The sequence below is a fragment of the Burkholderia lata genome (assembly GCF_902499335.1).
GTDB classification, from domain to species: Bacteria; Pseudomonadota; Gammaproteobacteria; order Burkholderiales; family Burkholderiaceae; genus Burkholderia; species Burkholderia lata_B.
This window is the reverse complement of the sequence record NZ_CABVQK010000007.1, coordinates 415095-430606: the sequence shown is the minus strand read 5'-3', so window position 1 is coordinate 430606 and position 15512 is coordinate 415095. Positions and strand designations below refer to the sequence as shown.

Below are 15512 nucleotides of genomic sequence, written 5' to 3'. Positions count from 1 at the left end.
CCTCCCCGCGAAAAACACATTCGAACCAAGGAAGCACGCCATGAGCTGGAACGTCCGCATCGGTATCAATCCCCTGTCGTGGATGAACGACGACCTGCCGTCGCTCGGCGGCGAGACGCCGCTCGAAACGGCATTGAAGGAAGGCGCCGAGATCGGCTACGCGGGCTTCGAGCTCGGCAACAAGTTTCCGAAGACGGGCCCCGAGCTGAAGGCGAAGCTCGCCGAGTTCGGGCTCGTGTGCGTGTCGGGCTGGTATTCGGGTTTCCTCGCCGAGGTCGAGCCGGGCATGAGCGACGCCGAGGCGGTCGCCTCGGAAGTCGAGCGCTGCCGCGCGCACATGACGAAGCTGCAGTACAACGACGTGAAGGTGGTGGTCTACGGTGAATGCGCGGGCACGATCCAGGGCAACATCGACACGCCGGTCGCGAAGCGGCCGCGCTTCGTCGACGACGACGCCTGGCGGCGCTACGCGGCACGCCTCGACGCGTTCGGCGCGCACCTGCTCGACACGTACGGCATCAAGCTCGCCTACCATCATCACATGGGCGCGTACGTCGAGTCGCCCGACGACGTCGACCGGCTGATGGCGCTGACCGACCCGGCGAAAGTCTTCCTGCTGTTCGATACCGGCCACGCGTATTTCGGTGGCGCGGCCAACCCGGTGACACTGCTGAAGAAGCATGTGTCGCGCGTGGCCCACGTGCATTGCAAGGACGTGCGGCCGCAGGTCGTCACGCAGGCGCGCAACGACGGCTGGAGCTTCCTGAACGGCGTGATCAACGGCACCTTCACGGTGCCGGGCGACGGCGCGCTCGACTACGAGGCGACACTGCACACGCTGAAGGACGCCGGCTACGAAGGCTGGCTCGTCGTCGAGGCCGAGCAGGATCCGGCCGTCGCGCCGAGCTATGCGTATGCGAAGAAAGGCTACGAATCGCTGCGCGCGATCGTCGACCGGTTGAGCGCGTAAGCGCGTGAACGCATGAGCCCTACCCTGTTGCGGAGCCCCACCCCATGACGATTTCTCCCCTGCTGGTCAAAGCCTCTGCCGACCGCGAAATCTGCAACGTCACGCCCGAGTCGGCCGGCTGGAAGCACGTCGGTTTCCGTGCGCTGCGCCTGAAGGCCGGCGACACCGAAACGCTCGACACCGGCGCGCGCGAGCTGTGCGTCGTCGTGCTCACGGGCACGGTGCGCGCGGACATCGACGGCACAACCTACGATGCGCTCGGCAAGCGCGACAGCGTCTTCGAGGACGTGTCGCCGGACGCGCTATACGTGCCGGGCGACAAGACGGTCACGCTGGTCGCGACGCGCGATGCGGAAATCGCGCTGTGCACCGCGCCGTACGCGAGCGGCGACAAGCCCGTGCAACGCCTCGACGGCGAACGGATGCGCCGCTCGGTACGCGGGCAAGGCACCAATACGCGCTACGTGTGCGACATCCTGATGGGCGACAACCCGGCGGCCGACCGGCTGCTCGTGGTCGAGGTCGTCACGCCGGCCAGCCATTCGAGCAGCTATCCGCCGCACAAGCACGACCGCGACGCGGCGCCTGAAGAAACGTCGCTCGAGGAAACCTATTACCACCGGATCGATCCGCCGCAGGGTTTCGCGTTCCAGCGCGTGTACACGGACGACCGCAGCCTCGACGAAGCATGCGCGGTCGAGGACCACGACGTCGTGATGGTGCCGCGCGGCTACCATCCGGTCGTCGCGCCGCACGGCTACAACCTGTACTACCTGAACGTGATGGCCGGGCCGAGCCGCGCGTGGGCGTTCAAGAACGATCCCGCGCACGAGTGGATGCTCGACGCGCCGAAGCGCTGATGGAAAGACGGGCCCGCGCGCGGCCCGTGACGATGCGACGCCCGGCACGCGCACCCAGAGCCGGCGACGCCACGGAGCCGCCATGGTGACGACCCTCTTTCGCCTCGAACCCCATCCCTTCGACGACGACGCGTCGAATCCGGCACTGCCGCGCTTCGATGCGGCCGTCGCTCGCCGGCTGGGTGAAATCGCTGTCAACCTTGCCTCGCGCCGCGGGCTGCCGATCGCGGTGAGCATCGTCGGCGAGCAGACACCGCTGTTCTACTGCGCACTCGACGGCAGCGACGCAGGCGACAGCGACGCGATCCGCCGGCGGCAGAACACGGTATTGCGCTTCGGCCTCAGTTCGCTCGCGGTCGGCGAGCGCTTTCGCCGCGCCGGCTGGTCGCTGCAGTCGCAGGGGCTGTCGGATGACGACTATGCGCTCGACGGCGGTGGCGTGCCGTTGCGGATCGCCGGGGCGGGCATCGTCGGCGCGATGACGATCGCGGGGCTCGACTCCGCCCACAATCACGCGCTCGTCGTCGAGAGCCTGCAGTGGCACGTCGGCCGTTACGCGCTCGCAATGCACGCGTAACGATACGGGCGGCGCGACCGGCGCGGGCGCGCCGATGCACCGCCCTGCACGATCAGTTCAACCCGCCGCTCACGACGAGATGCTCGCCGGTCATCCAGCGTGCATCGTCCGATGCGAGGAACACCGCAACCGACGCGATGTCGTCCGGCTCGCCGAGGCGGCCGAGCGGCGTCTCGCTGCGCACCTGCTTGTCGAGATCGGAACCGATGATGCCCGCGCTGTGCGTGCCCTCGGTCACGATCATCCCCGGGTTGATCGCGTTCACGCGAATCTTGCGCGGGCCGAGTTCGAGCGCGAGCACGCCGGTGATCGCGTCGACCGCACCCTTGGTGCCGCTGTACACGGCGCTCGCGGGCGGCGTGATGCTGGTCACCACCGAGCTGATGTTGATGATGCTCGCGCCTTCGCCGAGATGCTTGACCGCGGCTTGCGTGGTCAGCAGCACGCCGAACACGTTCGTGTCGAACTGCCGGCGATAGTGCTCTTCGGTGATCGCTTCGATGGCCCCGAATTCGTACACGCCGGAATTGTTGACGAGCACATCGAGACGGCCGTACGACTCGATCGCCGTATCGACGATGCGCTGCGCGTCGGCTGCCTTCGACACGTCGCCGCCCACCGCGACCGCGCGGCCGCCGGCTTCGACGATCGCGCTGACGACCGCATCGGCGCCCGCCTTGCTGCTCGCGTAGTTGACGACGACCGACGCGCCTTCCGCGGCCAGTGCCTTCGCGATCGCCGCGCCGATGCCCTTCGATCCGCCCGTGACGATCGCTACCTTGTTTGCCAGCTTGCTCATGATCTCATTCCTCAGTCAGAAGACTCTCGATGGATGGTGCCGGCTGCCGCGTTGTTACGTCGATGTGCAACCGGTATGGCTGGCAATTTACTGTGCGGTGCGGCGGCGATAAAGCGGCTCGACACGAATTGACTGGCGGAGTTTTACGAACAATCGCTCGCGCGCCGTCAGCCGGCGCTCAGCCATGCGTTCGCGACCTCGCCGCCCAGCCCGTCGAGCGCGCCGTCGTAGACGATCCGTCCGCGCCCCATGACCGCGACGCGCCGCGCGAGCCGCGGCGCGAACTGCAGCCGCTGCTCGATCAGCACGATCGCGACACCGTCGGCCTGCAGCGCGGCGAGGCACGCGCCGACTTCGTCGACCGCGAGCGGCGCGAGCCCTTCCGCCGGTTCGTCGACGATCAGCACGCGCGGGCGGGCGGCCAGCGCACGCACCAGCGCGAGCACCTGCTGCTCGCCGCCCGACAGCCGCCCCGCCTTCACGTCCGCGCGCGCGGCCAGCAACGGAAAACGGTCGAACAGCCGGTCGAGCGCCGCGCGTTCGGCCGCACCGCCGGCGCCGCGCAGCCCGAGCCGCAGGTTGTCGCGTACCGTCAGCAGCGGGAACACGTCGCGGCTTTCGGCGACGTAAGCGACGCCGCGCCGCGCGATCTCAAACGTGCGTGCCCCCACGCATTCGGCGCCGGCGATGCGCACCGAGCCGGTCGTGCGCACGAGCCCCATCACGGCCTTCGCGAGCGTCGAGCGGCCCGAGCCGTTGCGGCCGAGCAGCGCGAGCGTCTCCCCTGGAGCCAGCGCGAGGTCGACACCGTCGAGCACGGGTTGCAGCCCGTACCATGCGCGCAGGTCGCGGATGTCGAGCAACGCGCTCACCGGCTGCCCTCCCCCAGATAGGCCGCACGCACGGCCGGATCGGTGCGGATCGCATCGGGCGCGCCGGTCGCGACCACCGTGCCGCGCACGAGCACCGTGATGCGTTCGGCGAAGCCGAACACCGCATCCATGTCGTGTTCGATCAGCAGTACCGTGCGCCCCTGCGTCGTCGCACGAATCAGCGCGATCATCCGCGCCGCCTGCGCCCGGCTCATGCCGGCGGTCGGCTCGTCGAGCAGCAGCGTGCGTGCGCCGCTCGCGAGCGCGATGCCGAGATCGAGCGCGCGCTGTTCCGCATAGCTCAGCGCAGCGGCCGGCGTGTCGCGATGCGCATCGAGGCCGACGTCGTGCAGCACGCGCTCGGTCGCGAGATCGACCGACGCCGAATCGCGCAGCCGGTTCCACCAGCGCCGCCGTTCGGCCGGCGCATGCAGCGCCGCGCAGCGCAGGTTGTCGAACACGGTCAACCGTGCGAATGCGCTCGTCTGCTGGAAACTGCGGCCGATGCCGAGCCGGCTCGCGATCACCGGCCCGCGCCCGCGCAGCTCGACGCCATGCAGCACGACGCGCCCGCGCGTCGGCCGCACCGCACCGGCGATCACACCGAACAGCGTCGACTTGCCCGCGCCGTTCGGCCCGATCAGCGCATGACGCTCGCCGGCCGCGATGCTCAGCTCGACGCCGTCGAGCACCGTCTGCGCGCCGAAGCGCTGCACGACGCCATGAAGCGCGATCGCGTTGCCGTTCATCGTCCGTCCTCCCGCTTGCCGTCCTGCCCGCCCGACACGAGCCGCGCGCGCCAGCCCCACAGCAGCGCGCCGATGCCGGCTGCCGAGCACGCGACGGCCCAGCCGATCGGCGTATCCGCGTCGATGCTCCAGGCGCCGAATGCGAAGTCCGGGCCGTCGTCCTGCGCGAAGCGCCACGCATAGCCAAGCTCGGCTGCGCAGACGATCGCGATGCCCCAGAACATGCACGCACCGGCCGCGCACACCATCCGCCACCGCTCGGCCGCCGGCGCGCCGCGCCGCAACGCATGCGCGAGCGCTTGCACGATCCCGGCGATGCCGCGCGGCGCGGCCACGACGATCACGACGAACAGCACGCCGAGATACAGCGCCCACGCACGCGACACGCCCGCGACGACGATGCTCAGTACCGTGAGCACGGCCGCACCGGCCGCCGGCCCGAAGAACGCGCCGGTGCCACCGATCACCGCGGCGATCAGCACGGTCGCCGAGCGCGCCATCGATACGCTGTCGGGCGTCGCGATTTCGACGTCGATCAGCGTCAACGTGCCCGCGACGCCGGCGAAGAACGACGCGCAGGTGACCATCGCAAGCCGCACGCGGCGCGGATCGGTGCCGAGCGCGGCGACGCGCACGGGGTTGTCGCGCACCGCATTCGCGAGCCGCGCGAACGGCGTGCGCGTCAGCGCGTGCATTGCCCACGCCGACGCGACGCACCACGCGGCGATCACCGCATAAGCCTGGACGGGTGCGCCGAAATGCCAGCCGCCCCACGGCGTGCCGCTCGCGCGGTCGATCGGCACGCCGCCGATCCCGCCGAACCAGGCCGGCACGCTCCACGCGGCGGCCGCGACGCATTCGCCGAGCCCGAGCGTGATCATCGCGAACGCGGTGCCCGAACGACGCGTTGCGAGCAGCCCGGCGACGAAGCCGAAAGCGGCACCGGCGACGCCGCCGACGAGCGGCAGTAGCGGCAGCGGGCCGCCAAAATGGTTGAACCAGTGCGCGGCCGCGAACGCGCCGAGGCCGGCGAACGCCGCGTGTCCGAACGACAGCAGCCCGGTCGTGCCGAGCTGCAGGTTGTACGACAGTGCGAGCACGACGAGCGCGGCCGTCTGCGCGAGATAGCCGAGCACCGCGCCATGCGGCCACAGCCACGCGGGCAGCGCGACGCATGCGGCGAACAGGGACCAGCGCGCGACGCCGGCGAGCATACGGTTACGCATCGGCACGCTCGCCGAACAGCCCGCGCGGCCGCGCGACCAGCACCGCGACGAGCAGCAGGTACGGCACCAGCGGCGCAAGCTGGGCGATCGACACCGCGGCCACGCTGTCGGGCAGCGCGATGCCGGCCCATTCCGTGAGGTCGCGCAGCGACGTATCGCTCGCGGCCGCGAAGGTCTGCGCGAAGCCGACCGCGAGCGACGCCGCGAACGCGCCGCCGAGCGAGCCGAGCCCGCCGATCACGACGACCGCGAACACGACCGACCCGACGGTTTCGGCCAGCGCGGGTTCGATCACCGCGAGCGGCGCGCCGATCACGCCGGCCAGCGCCGCGAGCGCGGTGCCCGCGCCGAACAGCGCCGTCATCAGGCGCGGCACGTCGTAGCCGAGCGCCTCGACGGCCGCACGGTGCGTCAGCGCCGCGCGCACGACGAGCCCGATACGCGACGCGCGCAGCAACGCGCCGAGCGCGACCAGCATCGCGGTGGACATCCCCATCATGAACAGCCGGTAGCGCGGCAACGCGAGGCCGAATACGGTCACGGGCGCACCGTCGAACAACGCCGGCACGGGCGCCGGCAGCGGCGCGAGGCCCCACACGAGTTTCGCGCCCTCGCCGATCAGGTACGCGAGGCCGAAGGTCAGCAGCAGTTCGCTCGTATGGCCGCGCGCCTGCACGCGGCGCAGCAGCATGCGTTCGCAGCCGGCGCCGAGCAGCCCGACCGCGAGCGGCGCGAGCACCAGCGCGGGCCAGAAGCCCGCGCTGGCCGCGATGCTGTAGCCGACATACGCGCCGAGCATGTAGAAGCTCGCATGCGCGAAGTTGAGCACGCCCTGCACGCTGAAGATCAGCGTGAGTCCGGCCGACAGCATGAACAGCAGCAAGCCGTAGCTGAGGCCGTTGAAGGCCTGGAGCGCGAACGCGTGCAAAGCGAAATCAGGCCGCGAGCGGCTCAAGCGCGGCGCGCAGCGCGTCGGGCAGCGGCACCGGCCGGCGCGTGCCGCGATCGACATACACGTGCACGAAATGCCCCTGTGCGGCGGGCGCCGCTTCGCCCTGCGCGAACAGCCCGACCTCGTAGCGCACGCTCGACGTGCCGAGCTTCACGACCCGCAGCCCCGCGTCGACCGACTGCGGAAACACGAGCGGCGCGAAGTAGTTGCACTGCGTCTCGACCACGAGGCCGATCGTCTGCCCGTGCTCGACGTCGAGCACGCCCGCACGGATCAGGTATTCGTTCACGACCGTGTCGAAGTAGCTGTAGTAGACGACGTTGTTCACGTGCCCGTAGACGTCGTTGTCCATCCAGCGGGTCGTGATCGGCAGGAAGTGGCGATAGGCGTCGCGCGGACGCGGTTGCGGCTTGTCGGACATGGCGATGGCGGTCAGGACGATGGAAGCGATGAGGACGATGCGCGGCGGCCGCATGACGGCGCGCGCCGGCAAGAAGCGGCGCGCCGTACCGCGATCGCTCGCGACACGGCGGATGCAACCTTGCTGACAGGCCGGCCCGTCACTGCCCCGGCCGGTCGACGAACTCGAAATCGAGGCCGCGCGCACGCATCCAGTCGGCGAGCGCGACACCCGTGCCGGCGCGCCACGGGCGCAGCAGCGGCGGATCGACGAGTTTGTATTCGAGCAGTTCCGGCGACAGCGCGACCGTGCCCGATGCACGCACGTGATACGCGATGATCAGCTCGTTCTTGCGGATGAATTCGTAGACGCCGACGAGCGACACGTGCTCGGCCTTCAGCGCCGTTTCCTCGAACACCTCGCGCGCGATGCCGTCCTCGGGCGTCTCGCCGTTCTCGAGGAAGCCGGTGATCAGCGCGAACATCCCTTCGGGCCAGGCCGCGTTGCGCGCGAGCAGGATCTTGCCGTCGAGCTCGACGATCGCGGCGACGACGGGCAGCGGGTTGTTCCAGTGCACATAGCCGCAGCTGTCGTCGGGGCACGCCTGGCGAATGCGGCCGCCTTCATGGTCGGGATCGGCGCGCTCGGTGAGCGGGCTCGCGCAGCGCGGGCAAAAGCGGTAATCGGCGGTGGTCATCGATGGGGATCTGGCAGGCGCCGGACGGCCGCCAGCCGGCTGCCCGCGCACCCGCTCGACGCGGGAAAGGCTTCATTCTAGCGAGTTTGCCCGTGCCGCAGACGATCCGTCCCCGCCGATATCACGGTTGCAGGCGCGCTCGCGCGGCGGTCGCCGCGAAGCCGGCCGCGCCGAGCAGCAGCGCGGCCACCGCGACCCACAGCGCGGGGGAAAACGACCCGAAGCGGGCGGCCAGCGGCGCCGCGACGAGCGGGCCGAGAATCTGCCCGACCCCGTACGACGCGGTCGCATAGCCCATCAGCCCGGCTGCCCGCTCGCCGTGCAAACGCCGCGCCTCGCGCATCGCGAACAGCGTGATCGCGGTGAACGGCAGCCCGAGCAGCGCGCTGCCGACCGAGAAGCCGGCCGCGTTCGGCCACACGATCCCGGCGGCAATGCCGAGCGCCTGCGTCGCGCAACCGGCGGCCAGCAGCAGCCGGTTGTCCCAGTGCCCGGGCAGCCGCGCGGCGGTGATCGCGCCGACGATCAGCGCCGCGCCGAACATCGGCCAGAACAGGTCGGGCCATGGCGAGCCGGCCGGCAGCGCGGCGCGCGCGATCACGGGCAGGAACGTCGCGGTGATGATGTAGCCGAAGCCCGGCATGCCGTACAGCACGACGAGCCATGCGGCGTCCGCGCGATGACGGCGCGTCTGGGCCTGCAGGGTCGCCGTTGCAGCGGCGGCGTGCGGCGCGGCGCCGCCCGCCGCCCCGGCTTGCGCCGGGGAAACGGCAAACGTGCGCCAGATCGCGACCGACAACACCGCCGACAACGCCGCGAAACCGAGCCAGCCCGACGCCGCACGCTGGCCGGCCAGCGCGCTGCCGATCAGCCCCGTCACCACGATGCCGACGCCGGGCCCCGCGTAGATCACCCCGCTCCACTCCGGTGCGTACAGTTCAGCCAGGCGCCGCAGCCCCCATTGCGACATGAACACGAACGTCCACGCGCTGACGACGCCCGCGACGAAGCGCACCGCGAGCCATACGGGCAGCAGGTGGCCGACGCCCATCGCGGCGGTCAACAACACGGTCGCCACGAGCCCGAAGCGCACCATTCGCGCGGGCGCGACCCGCAGCGCCGCGCAACTGACCGCGCCGACGAAATAGCCCGCGTAGTTCGCCGAGGCGAGCCAGCCGCCGGCCTTCAGACCGATCGAGCCGTCGGCGAGCATCAGCGGCAATAAGGGCGTGAACGCGAAGCGGCCAACGCCGAGCACGACCGCGAGGCCGACCATGCAGGCCAGCGCGGCCATGCGGGCGCGGCGGTCGGCATCGTCGACGGGAGGCGCGCCGGCGGCGGCGGTCGGGGCATTCGAGCGGGACATGGCGGCATGGGCCGGCGTTCAACGCGCCGGCCGGATCGGAATGCTTCCATCGTAGCTTGACCAAACGTTCTCGAAAAATGAATAATTAAGAATCCACTCATCGCTAGGAGAGAATCATGGATTTGGCGGCGCTGGCGATTTTCCGGGCCGTGGTGCGCGAGAACGGCGTGACGCGCGCGGCGGCCAAGCTCAATCGCGTGCAGTCGAACGTCACGACGCGCATCAAGCAGCTCGAGGAAGAACTCGGCGCGGCGCTGTTCGTGCGCGACGGCCGCCGGCTCGTGCTGACGCCGGCCGGGCACACGCTGCTGCCGTATGCGGAGCGCCTGCTCGCGCTCGCCGACGAGGCGCGCGACGCGGTGCGCGAGGACACGCCGCGCGGGCGACTGCGGCTCGGCACGATGGAGAGCACGGCCGCGAGCCGCCTGCCGACCGTGCTCGCGCGCTATCACCATGCGTGGCCGGACGTGTCGCTCGAGCTGCTGACGGGCACGACGGGCTGGCTGATCGACCGCGTACGCGACTTCGAGATCGACGCCGCGCTGTTCGCGCGCCCGCCCGCGCCGGACACGCTGCCCGACACGTTCGAGACGGTGCCGATCTTCCGCGAGGATCTGGTGTTGCTGACACCACGCGGCCATCCGCCGGTGCGCACGCCGCGCGACGTGATCCTGCCGACGCTGATCGCGTTCGAGCGCGGCTGCACGTATCGCAAGTACGTCGAACAGTGGTACGCGGCGCACGGCGTCAAGCCGGCGCGCGTGCTCGAACTCGGGTCGTATCACGCGATCGTCGCGTGCGTCGCGGCAGGTGCCGGCATCGCGGTCGCGCCGCGTTCGGTGCTCGACCTGCAGCCCGAGACCGGCAACATCACCGCGCACGTGATCCCCGAACTGGAAGGCATCGATACGCTGCTCGCGTGGCGGCACGGTTATGCGTCGGCGGCGCTGGCCGCGTTGCGCGATGCGCTCACCGAAGCCGCACGGCAGCCGGACGGTGCGGCGAAGCCGCCGGTTACCGTGCCGGCCTGAAGCGTCGGGCGGCCGGCGCGCATTGTTCCGGCATACCAACAAAAAGACCCGATCGGCATGCGCCGGTCGGGTCTTTTTCATTTCACGCGATGCCGTAACGAAACGGCATCGCATCGGTCGTGACGATCAGAGCCGCTCTTCGACCCAGCCCTTCACGCCGGCCAGCGCGCCCGGCAGGTTCGCCGGCTCGGTGCCGCCTGCTTGCGCCATGTCCGGACGGCCACCGCCCTTGCCGCCGACCTGCTGCGCGACGAAGTTCACGAGCTCGCCGGCCTTGACCTTCTTGCTTGCGTCAGGCGTGACACCCGCGATCAGGCTGACCTTGCCGCCTTCGACGGCTGCCAGCACGATCGCCGCGCTCTTCAGCTTGTCCTTCAGCTTGTCGACCGTTTCGCGCAACGTCTTCGCGTCGGCGCCGTCGAGCGTCGCGGCCAGCACGAATACGCCGCCGATTTCGACGGCCTGCTGCGCGAGCTCGTCGCCCTGGCTCGATGCGAGCTTCGACTTCAGCGCGCCCAGTTCCTTCTCGAGCGACTTCACCTGGTCCTGCACCTGCGCGATACGCTGCGTGAGTTCCGACGGCTGCGCCTTCAGCGCGGCCGCGGCTTCGTTCACGCGGGCGTCGAGTTCCTGTACGTAGCGCACCGCGTTGTCGCCGGTGATCGCCTCGACGCGGCGGATGCCGGCCGCGACACCGCCTTCGACGACGATCTTGAAGAAGCCAATGTCGCCGCTGCGGCTCACGTGCGTGCCGCCGCACAGTTCGCGCGAGAAGCCGAGGTCGAGCACACGCACTTCATCGCCGTACTTCTCGCCGAACAGCGCCATCGCGCCGCCCTTCACCGCTTCGTCGTACGGCATCACGCGCACGATGCCCGGCGCGTTCGCGAGGATTTCGTTGTTGACGATCTGCTCGACGCGACGGACTTCGTCGTCGGTCATCGGCGCGTTGTGCGCGAAGTCGAAGCGGGTCTTTTCCGCGTCGACCAGCGAACCCTTCTGCTGCACGTGCGCGCCGAGCACTTCGCGCAGCGCCTTGTGCATCAGGTGGGTGGCCGAGTGGTTGCGCTGCGTGCGTGCGCGGCGATGCGCGTCGATTTCCGCGCGCAGCACGTCGCCGACCTTCAGCGTGCCCTGCTCCAGCGTGCCGTGGTGGCCGATCACGTCGGCCTGCACCTTCAGCGTATCGGCCACCGAGAAGCGCGTCGCCGCGTTCGCGAGCACGCCCTGGTCGCCGACCTGGCCGCCCGACTCCGCGTAGAACGGCGTGTGATCGAGCACGACGACCGCGTCCTGGCCCGTCTTCACTTCGTTGACCGACGAACCGTCGACGTACAGCGCGACGATCTTCGCATCGTCGAATGCGATTTCCTCATAGCCGTGGAACGTGGTCTTCGCGCCCGTGTATTCGAGGCCCTGCGCGGCCTTGAACTTGCCGGCCGCGCGCGCCTGCTCGCGCTGGCGCGCCATCGCGTCGTCGAACGCCGGCTCGTCGACCGTCATCCCGCGCTCGCGGCACACATCGGCCGTGAGGTCGAGCGGGAAGCCGTAGGTGTCGTGCAGCTTGAATGCGAGTTCGCCGTCGAGCACCTTGCCGCCCTTCGCTTCGACGTCGGCCAGCGCGGCTTCGAGGATCGACATGCCGTGCTCGATCGTCTCGAAGAAGCGCTCTTCTTCCTGGCGCAGCACGTCGGTCACGCGCTGTTCGGCTTCCTTCAGCTCCGGATACGCGACGCCCATCTCGGCGACGAGGTCGGCCACCAGCTTGTGGAAGAACGAGCCCTTGCGGCCGAGCTTGTAGCCGTGGCGGATCGCGCGGCGCACGATCCGGCGCAGCACGTAGCCGCGGCCTTCGTTGCCGGGAATCACGCCGTCGACGATCAGGAACGAGCACGCGCGGATGTGATCGGCGATCACCTTCAGCGAGTTGTTCGTGAGGTCGCTGATTTCGGTCACGCGCGCGGCGGCCTTGATCAGGTTCTGGAACAGGTCGATCTCGTAGTTGCTGTGCACGTGCTGCAGCACCGCGGCAAGACGCTCGAGGCCCATGCCGGTGTCGACCGACTGCTTCGGCAGGCGCGTCATGTTGCCCTGCGCGTCGCGGTTGAACTGCATGAACACGAGATTCCAGATCTCGATGTAGCGGTCACCGTCTTCCTCGGCCGACCCCGGCGGGCCGCCCCACACGTCCGGGCCGTGGTCGTAGAAGATTTCGGTACACGGGCCGCACGGGCCGGTGTCGCCCATCGTCCAGAAGTTGTCCGACGCGTAGCGCGCGCCCTTGTTGTCGCCGATCCGGATGATGCGCTCGGTCGGCACGCCGACTTCCTTCGCCCAGATGTCGTATGCCTCGTCGTCTTCCTGATAGACCGTGACCCACAGCTTGTCCTTCGGCAGCTGGTAGACCGTGGTCAGCAGCTCCCACGCGAACTTGATCGCGTCGTGCTTGAAGTAGTCGCCGAACGAGAAGTTGCCGAGCATCTCGAAGAACGTGTGGTGGCGCGCCGTGTAGCCAACGTTCTCGAGGTCGTTGTGCTTGCCGCCCGCGCGCACGCTGCGCTGCGCCGTCGTGGCACGCGAGTACGGACGCGGATCCGTGCCGAGGAATACGTCCTTGAACTGGACCATGCCCGAGTTCGTGAACATCAGCGTGGGGTCGTTTCCGGGCACGAGGCTCGACGAGCGGACGATCGTGTGGCCCTTCGATTCGAAGAATTTGAGGAATTTCTCGCGGATTTCGGCAGCTTTCATGGCGTGCGGGGAATGTCTGGCTGAGACGGCTTCAAACGCCGGCCGTCCTGGCGGACGCACGGCGGCAGTTATCGTAAACGCTCGATTATACGATACAGACTGACGCCCCAGCCGGTGCGGCCGCGCGGGCGGCCCGCCTCCGCGGACGAGTGCGCCGGGCCACTGCCGCGGCCGATTCGCCTTAATATGCTCGGCATGCCAACCGGCCTTGCCCGACAAGGCCAGCCATGAAAGGAGACGATTCGACGATGGGTGCCCTGAGCCATATCCGCGTGCTGGACCTCACCCGCGTGCTCGCGGGCCCGTGGTGCGCGCAGACGCTTGCCGATTTCGGCGCGGACGTGATCAAGGTCGAGCGCCCGGGCGCCGGCGACGACACGCGCCACTGGGGGCCGCCGTACCTGAAGGACGCGGACGGCACGGATACCGCCGAGGCCGCGTACTACCTCGCGGCGAACCGCAACAAGCGCTCGGTGACGATCGACATCGCGACGCCCGAGGGCCAGCAGATCGTGCGCGAGCTTGCCGCACAGAGCGACGTCGTGCTCGAGAACTACAAGGTCGGCCAGTTGAAGAAATACGGGCTCGATTACGAATCGCTGCGTGCGGTGAAGCCCGACCTCGTCTACTGCTCGGTTACCGGCTTCGGCCAGACCGGCCCGTACGCGCACCGCGCGGGCTACGACTTCATCATCCAGGGGATCGGCGGCTTCATGAGCATCACCGGCGAGCGCGACGGCGAGCCGGGCGGCGGCCCGCAAAAAGCCGGTGTCGCGATCGCCGACCTCGCGACCGGCCTCTACTCGACGATCGCGGTGCTCGCCGCGCTCGCGCACCGCGACCGGACGGGCGAAGGCCAGTACATCGACATGGCGCTGCTCGACGTGCAGGTCGCGCTGCTCGCGAACATGAACACCAACTTCCTTGCGAGCGGCAAGCCGCCGGTGCGCTGGGGCAATGCGCATCCGAACATCGTGCCGTACCAGACGTTCCAGACGCGCGACGGCTGGATCATCGTCGCGGTCGGCAACGACGGGCAGTTCCGCAAGTTCGTGGAGGCCGGCGGCCAGCCCGAGCTGGCGGACGACGAGCGTTTCGCGACGAATCCGTCGCGCGTACGCCACCGCGACACGCTGGTGCCGATCCTCGCCGAGATGGTGAAGACGCGCGACAAGGCAGACTGGATCGGTGCGCTCGAAGCGGCCGGCGTGCCGTGCGGCCCGATCAACGATCTCGACGAGGTGTTCGACAACGAGCAAGTCGTCGCGCGCGGGATGCAGGTATCGCTGCCGCACCCGTGCGGCGCGGACGCGAAGCTCGTGCGCAACCCGATCCGGATGAGCGCGACGCCGCCCGAAGCACGCACGGCCCCGCCGCTGCTCGGCGCACAGACCGACGACGTGCTGCGCGACATGCTCGGCTACGACGACGCGAAGATCGCCGCGCTGCGGGCGAAACAGGCGATCTGAACTCGGCGGCAGGCACGGGTGCGGACGGGCCAGCGGTGGCAGCGGCCCCAACCACCGCCCCACGCCGCGCCGTCAATCGCGACGGGCGAGCGCGTCGAGCCAGCCGCGTGCATCGGGCCAGTCGCCGAGCCCGCTGTCCGCGTTGATGTGGCCACGCGGGCCGATATCGTGGAATGCGCTGCCCCATGCGTTCGCGCAGGTGCGGGCGAACGCGAGCGAGCCATACGGATCGTCGCTGCTGGCGACGACGCAGGTCGGAAACGGCAGCCGTTCGTACGGCACGGGCCCGAAGCCGTGCGCATCGACCGGAAACGCGGGACCGTCGGGATCAGGCAGCGCGACCAGTAACGCGCCGCGCACCTTCGCGAGCGCGGCCGGGCGCGCATAGCGCGTCGCCCACCACGCGGTGGTGAGCGTGCCGAGGCTGTGACCGGCAATCAGCACCGGCCCGCGCGCGGCTTCGACCGCGCGATCGAGTGCGAGACACCAGCCGTTGCGGAACGCCCGGTCCCAGTCCGGCATCGCGACGCGCGAGAAACGTGCATCGGCACGCTCCCAGCGGCTCTGCCAGTGAAGCGGGCCCGAATTGGCGTAGCCCGGCAGGACGAGAACGGGGAATGGGCTCATGGAAAGTGCGTCGACGAGTGAAATCGTTATGGTGCGTCGGCGCAGTGTCGCACACCCGTTCCTCCCTGATGCTGCCTGTCTGAAACCGGAAGGATGTGCGTGGGGTCGGGACGCGTCGAGCGCAGCGTCGCGACCGGACGGCAAGCCGCCTGGCAGGCGGCTCGCG

15 protein-coding genes are annotated in these 15512 nt (G+C 69.6%); 5 read left to right on the top strand and 10 right to left on the bottom strand.

What is annotated here, in order from left to right; all coding sequences use genetic code 11:
- The first annotated feature begins 40 nt into the window (after positions 1-40).
- The 3 genes from iolE to BCO18175_RS19995 all read left to right on the top strand — a co-directional run bounded on the left by iolE (position 41) and on the right by BCO18175_RS19995 (position 2407).
- Positions 41-970, top strand: a complete 930-nt coding sequence (iolE, locus tag BCO18175_RS20005) for a myo-inosose-2 dehydratase (RefSeq protein ID WP_174983407.1) — start codon at positions 41-43, stop codon at positions 968-970.
- Positions 971-1014: 44 nt separating this feature from the next.
- Complete coding sequence (iolB, locus tag BCO18175_RS20000) at positions 1015-1830, top strand: 5-deoxy-glucuronate isomerase (protein ID WP_174983405.1); 816 nt, start codon at positions 1015-1017, stop codon at positions 1828-1830.
- A gap of 82 nt (positions 1831-1912) precedes the next feature.
- A complete protein-coding gene (locus BCO18175_RS19995) occupies positions 1913-2407 on the top strand; it encodes a heme-degrading domain-containing protein (RefSeq protein WP_174983403.1) in 495 nt (164 codons plus the stop codon).
- A gap of 52 nt (positions 2408-2459) precedes the next feature.
- Here the strand turns inward: BCO18175_RS19995 and BCO18175_RS19990 are convergent, their stop codons facing one another.
- The 8 genes from BCO18175_RS19990 to BCO18175_RS19955 all read right to left on the bottom strand — a co-directional run bounded on the left by BCO18175_RS19990 (position 2460) and on the right by BCO18175_RS19955 (position 9468).
- Positions 2460-3206 carry a glucose 1-dehydrogenase gene (locus BCO18175_RS19990; protein ID WP_174972542.1) on the bottom strand — a complete coding sequence of 249 codons (747 nt, stop codon included), beginning with the start codon at positions 3204-3206 and terminating at the stop codon, positions 2460-2462.
- Positions 3207-3373: 167 nt separating this feature from the next.
- Positions 3374-4078 carry an ABC transporter ATP-binding protein gene (locus BCO18175_RS19985; RefSeq protein ID WP_174983401.1) on the bottom strand — a complete coding sequence of 235 codons (705 nt, stop codon included), beginning with the start codon at positions 4076-4078 and terminating at the stop codon, positions 3374-3376.
- Positions 4075-4827 carry an ABC transporter ATP-binding protein gene (locus BCO18175_RS19980; RefSeq protein WP_174983399.1) on the bottom strand — a complete coding sequence of 251 codons (753 nt, stop codon included), beginning with the start codon at positions 4825-4827 and terminating at the stop codon, positions 4075-4077. Before BCO18175_RS19980 ends, BCO18175_RS19985 begins: the two co-directional genes overlap by 4 nt.
- Positions 4824-6053: a branched-chain amino acid ABC transporter permease gene (locus BCO18175_RS19975; protein WP_174983396.1), complete on the bottom strand. Its 1230-nt coding sequence runs from the start codon at positions 6051-6053 to the stop codon at positions 4824-4826. Before BCO18175_RS19975 ends, BCO18175_RS19980 begins: the two co-directional genes overlap by 4 nt.
- On the bottom strand, positions 6046-6981 hold the full coding sequence (locus tag BCO18175_RS19970; RefSeq protein ID WP_174912837.1) for a branched-chain amino acid ABC transporter permease: 936 nt from the start codon (positions 6979-6981) through the stop codon (positions 6046-6048). Before BCO18175_RS19970 ends, BCO18175_RS19975 begins: the two co-directional genes overlap by 8 nt.
- Positions 6982-6988: 7 nt before the next feature.
- The gene (locus BCO18175_RS19965; protein WP_174944676.1) at positions 6989-7426 is read right to left on the bottom strand and encodes an acyl-CoA thioesterase; all 438 of its coding nucleotides are present in this window, start codon (positions 7424-7426) and stop codon (positions 6989-6991) included.
- Between the two features lie 139 nt (positions 7427-7565).
- Complete coding sequence (locus tag BCO18175_RS19960) at positions 7566-8102, bottom strand: NUDIX domain-containing protein (RefSeq protein WP_089456050.1); 537 nt, start codon at positions 8100-8102, stop codon at positions 7566-7568.
- Between the two features lie 121 nt (positions 8103-8223).
- Entirely contained in the window at positions 8224-9468 is a 1245-nt protein-coding gene (locus BCO18175_RS19955; RefSeq protein ID WP_174983394.1) for a YbfB/YjiJ family MFS transporter, read from the bottom strand.
- Between the two features lie 116 nt (positions 9469-9584).
- Here BCO18175_RS19955 and BCO18175_RS19950 point away from each other — a divergent pair, with 116 nt between their 5' ends.
- The gene (locus BCO18175_RS19950; RefSeq protein WP_174983392.1) at positions 9585-10499 is read left to right on the top strand and encodes a LysR family transcriptional regulator; all 915 of its coding nucleotides are present in this window, start codon (positions 9585-9587) and stop codon (positions 10497-10499) included.
- Between the two features lie 126 nt (positions 10500-10625).
- Here the strand turns inward: BCO18175_RS19950 and alaS are convergent, their stop codons facing one another.
- On the bottom strand, positions 10626-13250 hold the full coding sequence (gene alaS, locus BCO18175_RS19945; protein ID WP_174983391.1) for an alanine--tRNA ligase: 2625 nt from the start codon (positions 13248-13250) through the stop codon (positions 10626-10628).
- A gap of 248 nt (positions 13251-13498) precedes the next feature.
- On the opposite strand from alaS, the gene BCO18175_RS19940 reads away from it, so the two are divergent.
- The gene (locus BCO18175_RS19940) at positions 13499-14719 is read left to right on the top strand and encodes a CaiB/BaiF CoA transferase family protein (protein ID WP_174983473.1); all 1221 of its coding nucleotides are present in this window, start codon (positions 13499-13501) and stop codon (positions 14717-14719) included.
- A gap of 72 nt (positions 14720-14791) precedes the next feature.
- On the opposite strand, the gene BCO18175_RS19935 is transcribed toward BCO18175_RS19940, so the two are convergent.
- Positions 14792-15346: an RBBP9/YdeN family alpha/beta hydrolase gene (locus BCO18175_RS19935; protein WP_174983389.1), complete on the bottom strand. Its 555-nt coding sequence runs from the start codon at positions 15344-15346 to the stop codon at positions 14792-14794.
- Between the last annotated feature and the right edge of the window lie 166 nt (positions 15347-15512).

Excerpts from the sequence above, each read along its gene's own strand:
- iolE (WP_174983407.1), top strand. The coding sequence starts at position 41 with ATGAGCTGGAACGTCCGCATCGGTATCAATCCCCTGTCGTGGATGAAC.
- iolB (WP_174983405.1), top strand. The coding sequence starts at position 1,015 with ATGACGATTTCTCCCCTGCTGGTCAAAGCCTCTGCCGACCGCGAAATC.
- BCO18175_RS19995 (WP_174983403.1), top strand. The coding sequence starts at position 1,913 with ATGGTGACGACCCTCTTTCGCCTCGAACCCCATCCCTTCGACGACGAC.
- BCO18175_RS19990 (WP_174972542.1), bottom strand. The coding sequence starts at position 3,206 with ATGAGCAAGCTGGCAAACAAGGTAGCGATCGTCACGGGCGGATCGAAG.
- BCO18175_RS19980 (WP_174983399.1), bottom strand. The coding sequence starts at position 4,827 with ATGAACGGCAACGCGATCGCGCTTCATGGCGTCGTGCAGCGCTTCGGC.
- BCO18175_RS19975 (WP_174983396.1), bottom strand. The coding sequence starts at position 6,053 with ATGCGTAACCGTATGCTCGCCGGCGTCGCGCGCTGGTCCCTGTTCGCC.
- BCO18175_RS19965 (WP_174944676.1), bottom strand. The coding sequence starts at position 7,426 with ATGTCCGACAAGCCGCAACCGCGTCCGCGCGACGCCTATCGCCACTTC.
- BCO18175_RS19960 (WP_089456050.1), bottom strand. The coding sequence starts at position 8,102 with ATGACCACCGCCGATTACCGCTTTTGCCCGCGCTGCGCGAGCCCGCTC.
- BCO18175_RS19955 (WP_174983394.1), bottom strand. The coding sequence starts at position 9,468 with ATGTCCCGCTCGAATGCCCCGACCGCCGCCGCCGGCGCGCCTCCCGTC.
- BCO18175_RS19950 (WP_174983392.1), top strand. The coding sequence starts at position 9,585 with ATGGATTTGGCGGCGCTGGCGATTTTCCGGGCCGTGGTGCGCGAGAAC.
- alaS (WP_174983391.1), bottom strand. The coding sequence starts at position 13,250 with ATGAAAGCTGCCGAAATCCGCGAGAAATTCCTCAAATTCTTCGAATCG.
- BCO18175_RS19940 (WP_174983473.1), top strand. The coding sequence starts at position 13,499 with ATGGGTGCCCTGAGCCATATCCGCGTGCTGGACCTCACCCGCGTGCTC.
- BCO18175_RS19935 (WP_174983389.1), bottom strand. The coding sequence starts at position 15,346 with ATGAGCCCATTCCCCGTTCTCGTCCTGCCGGGCTACGCCAATTCGGGC.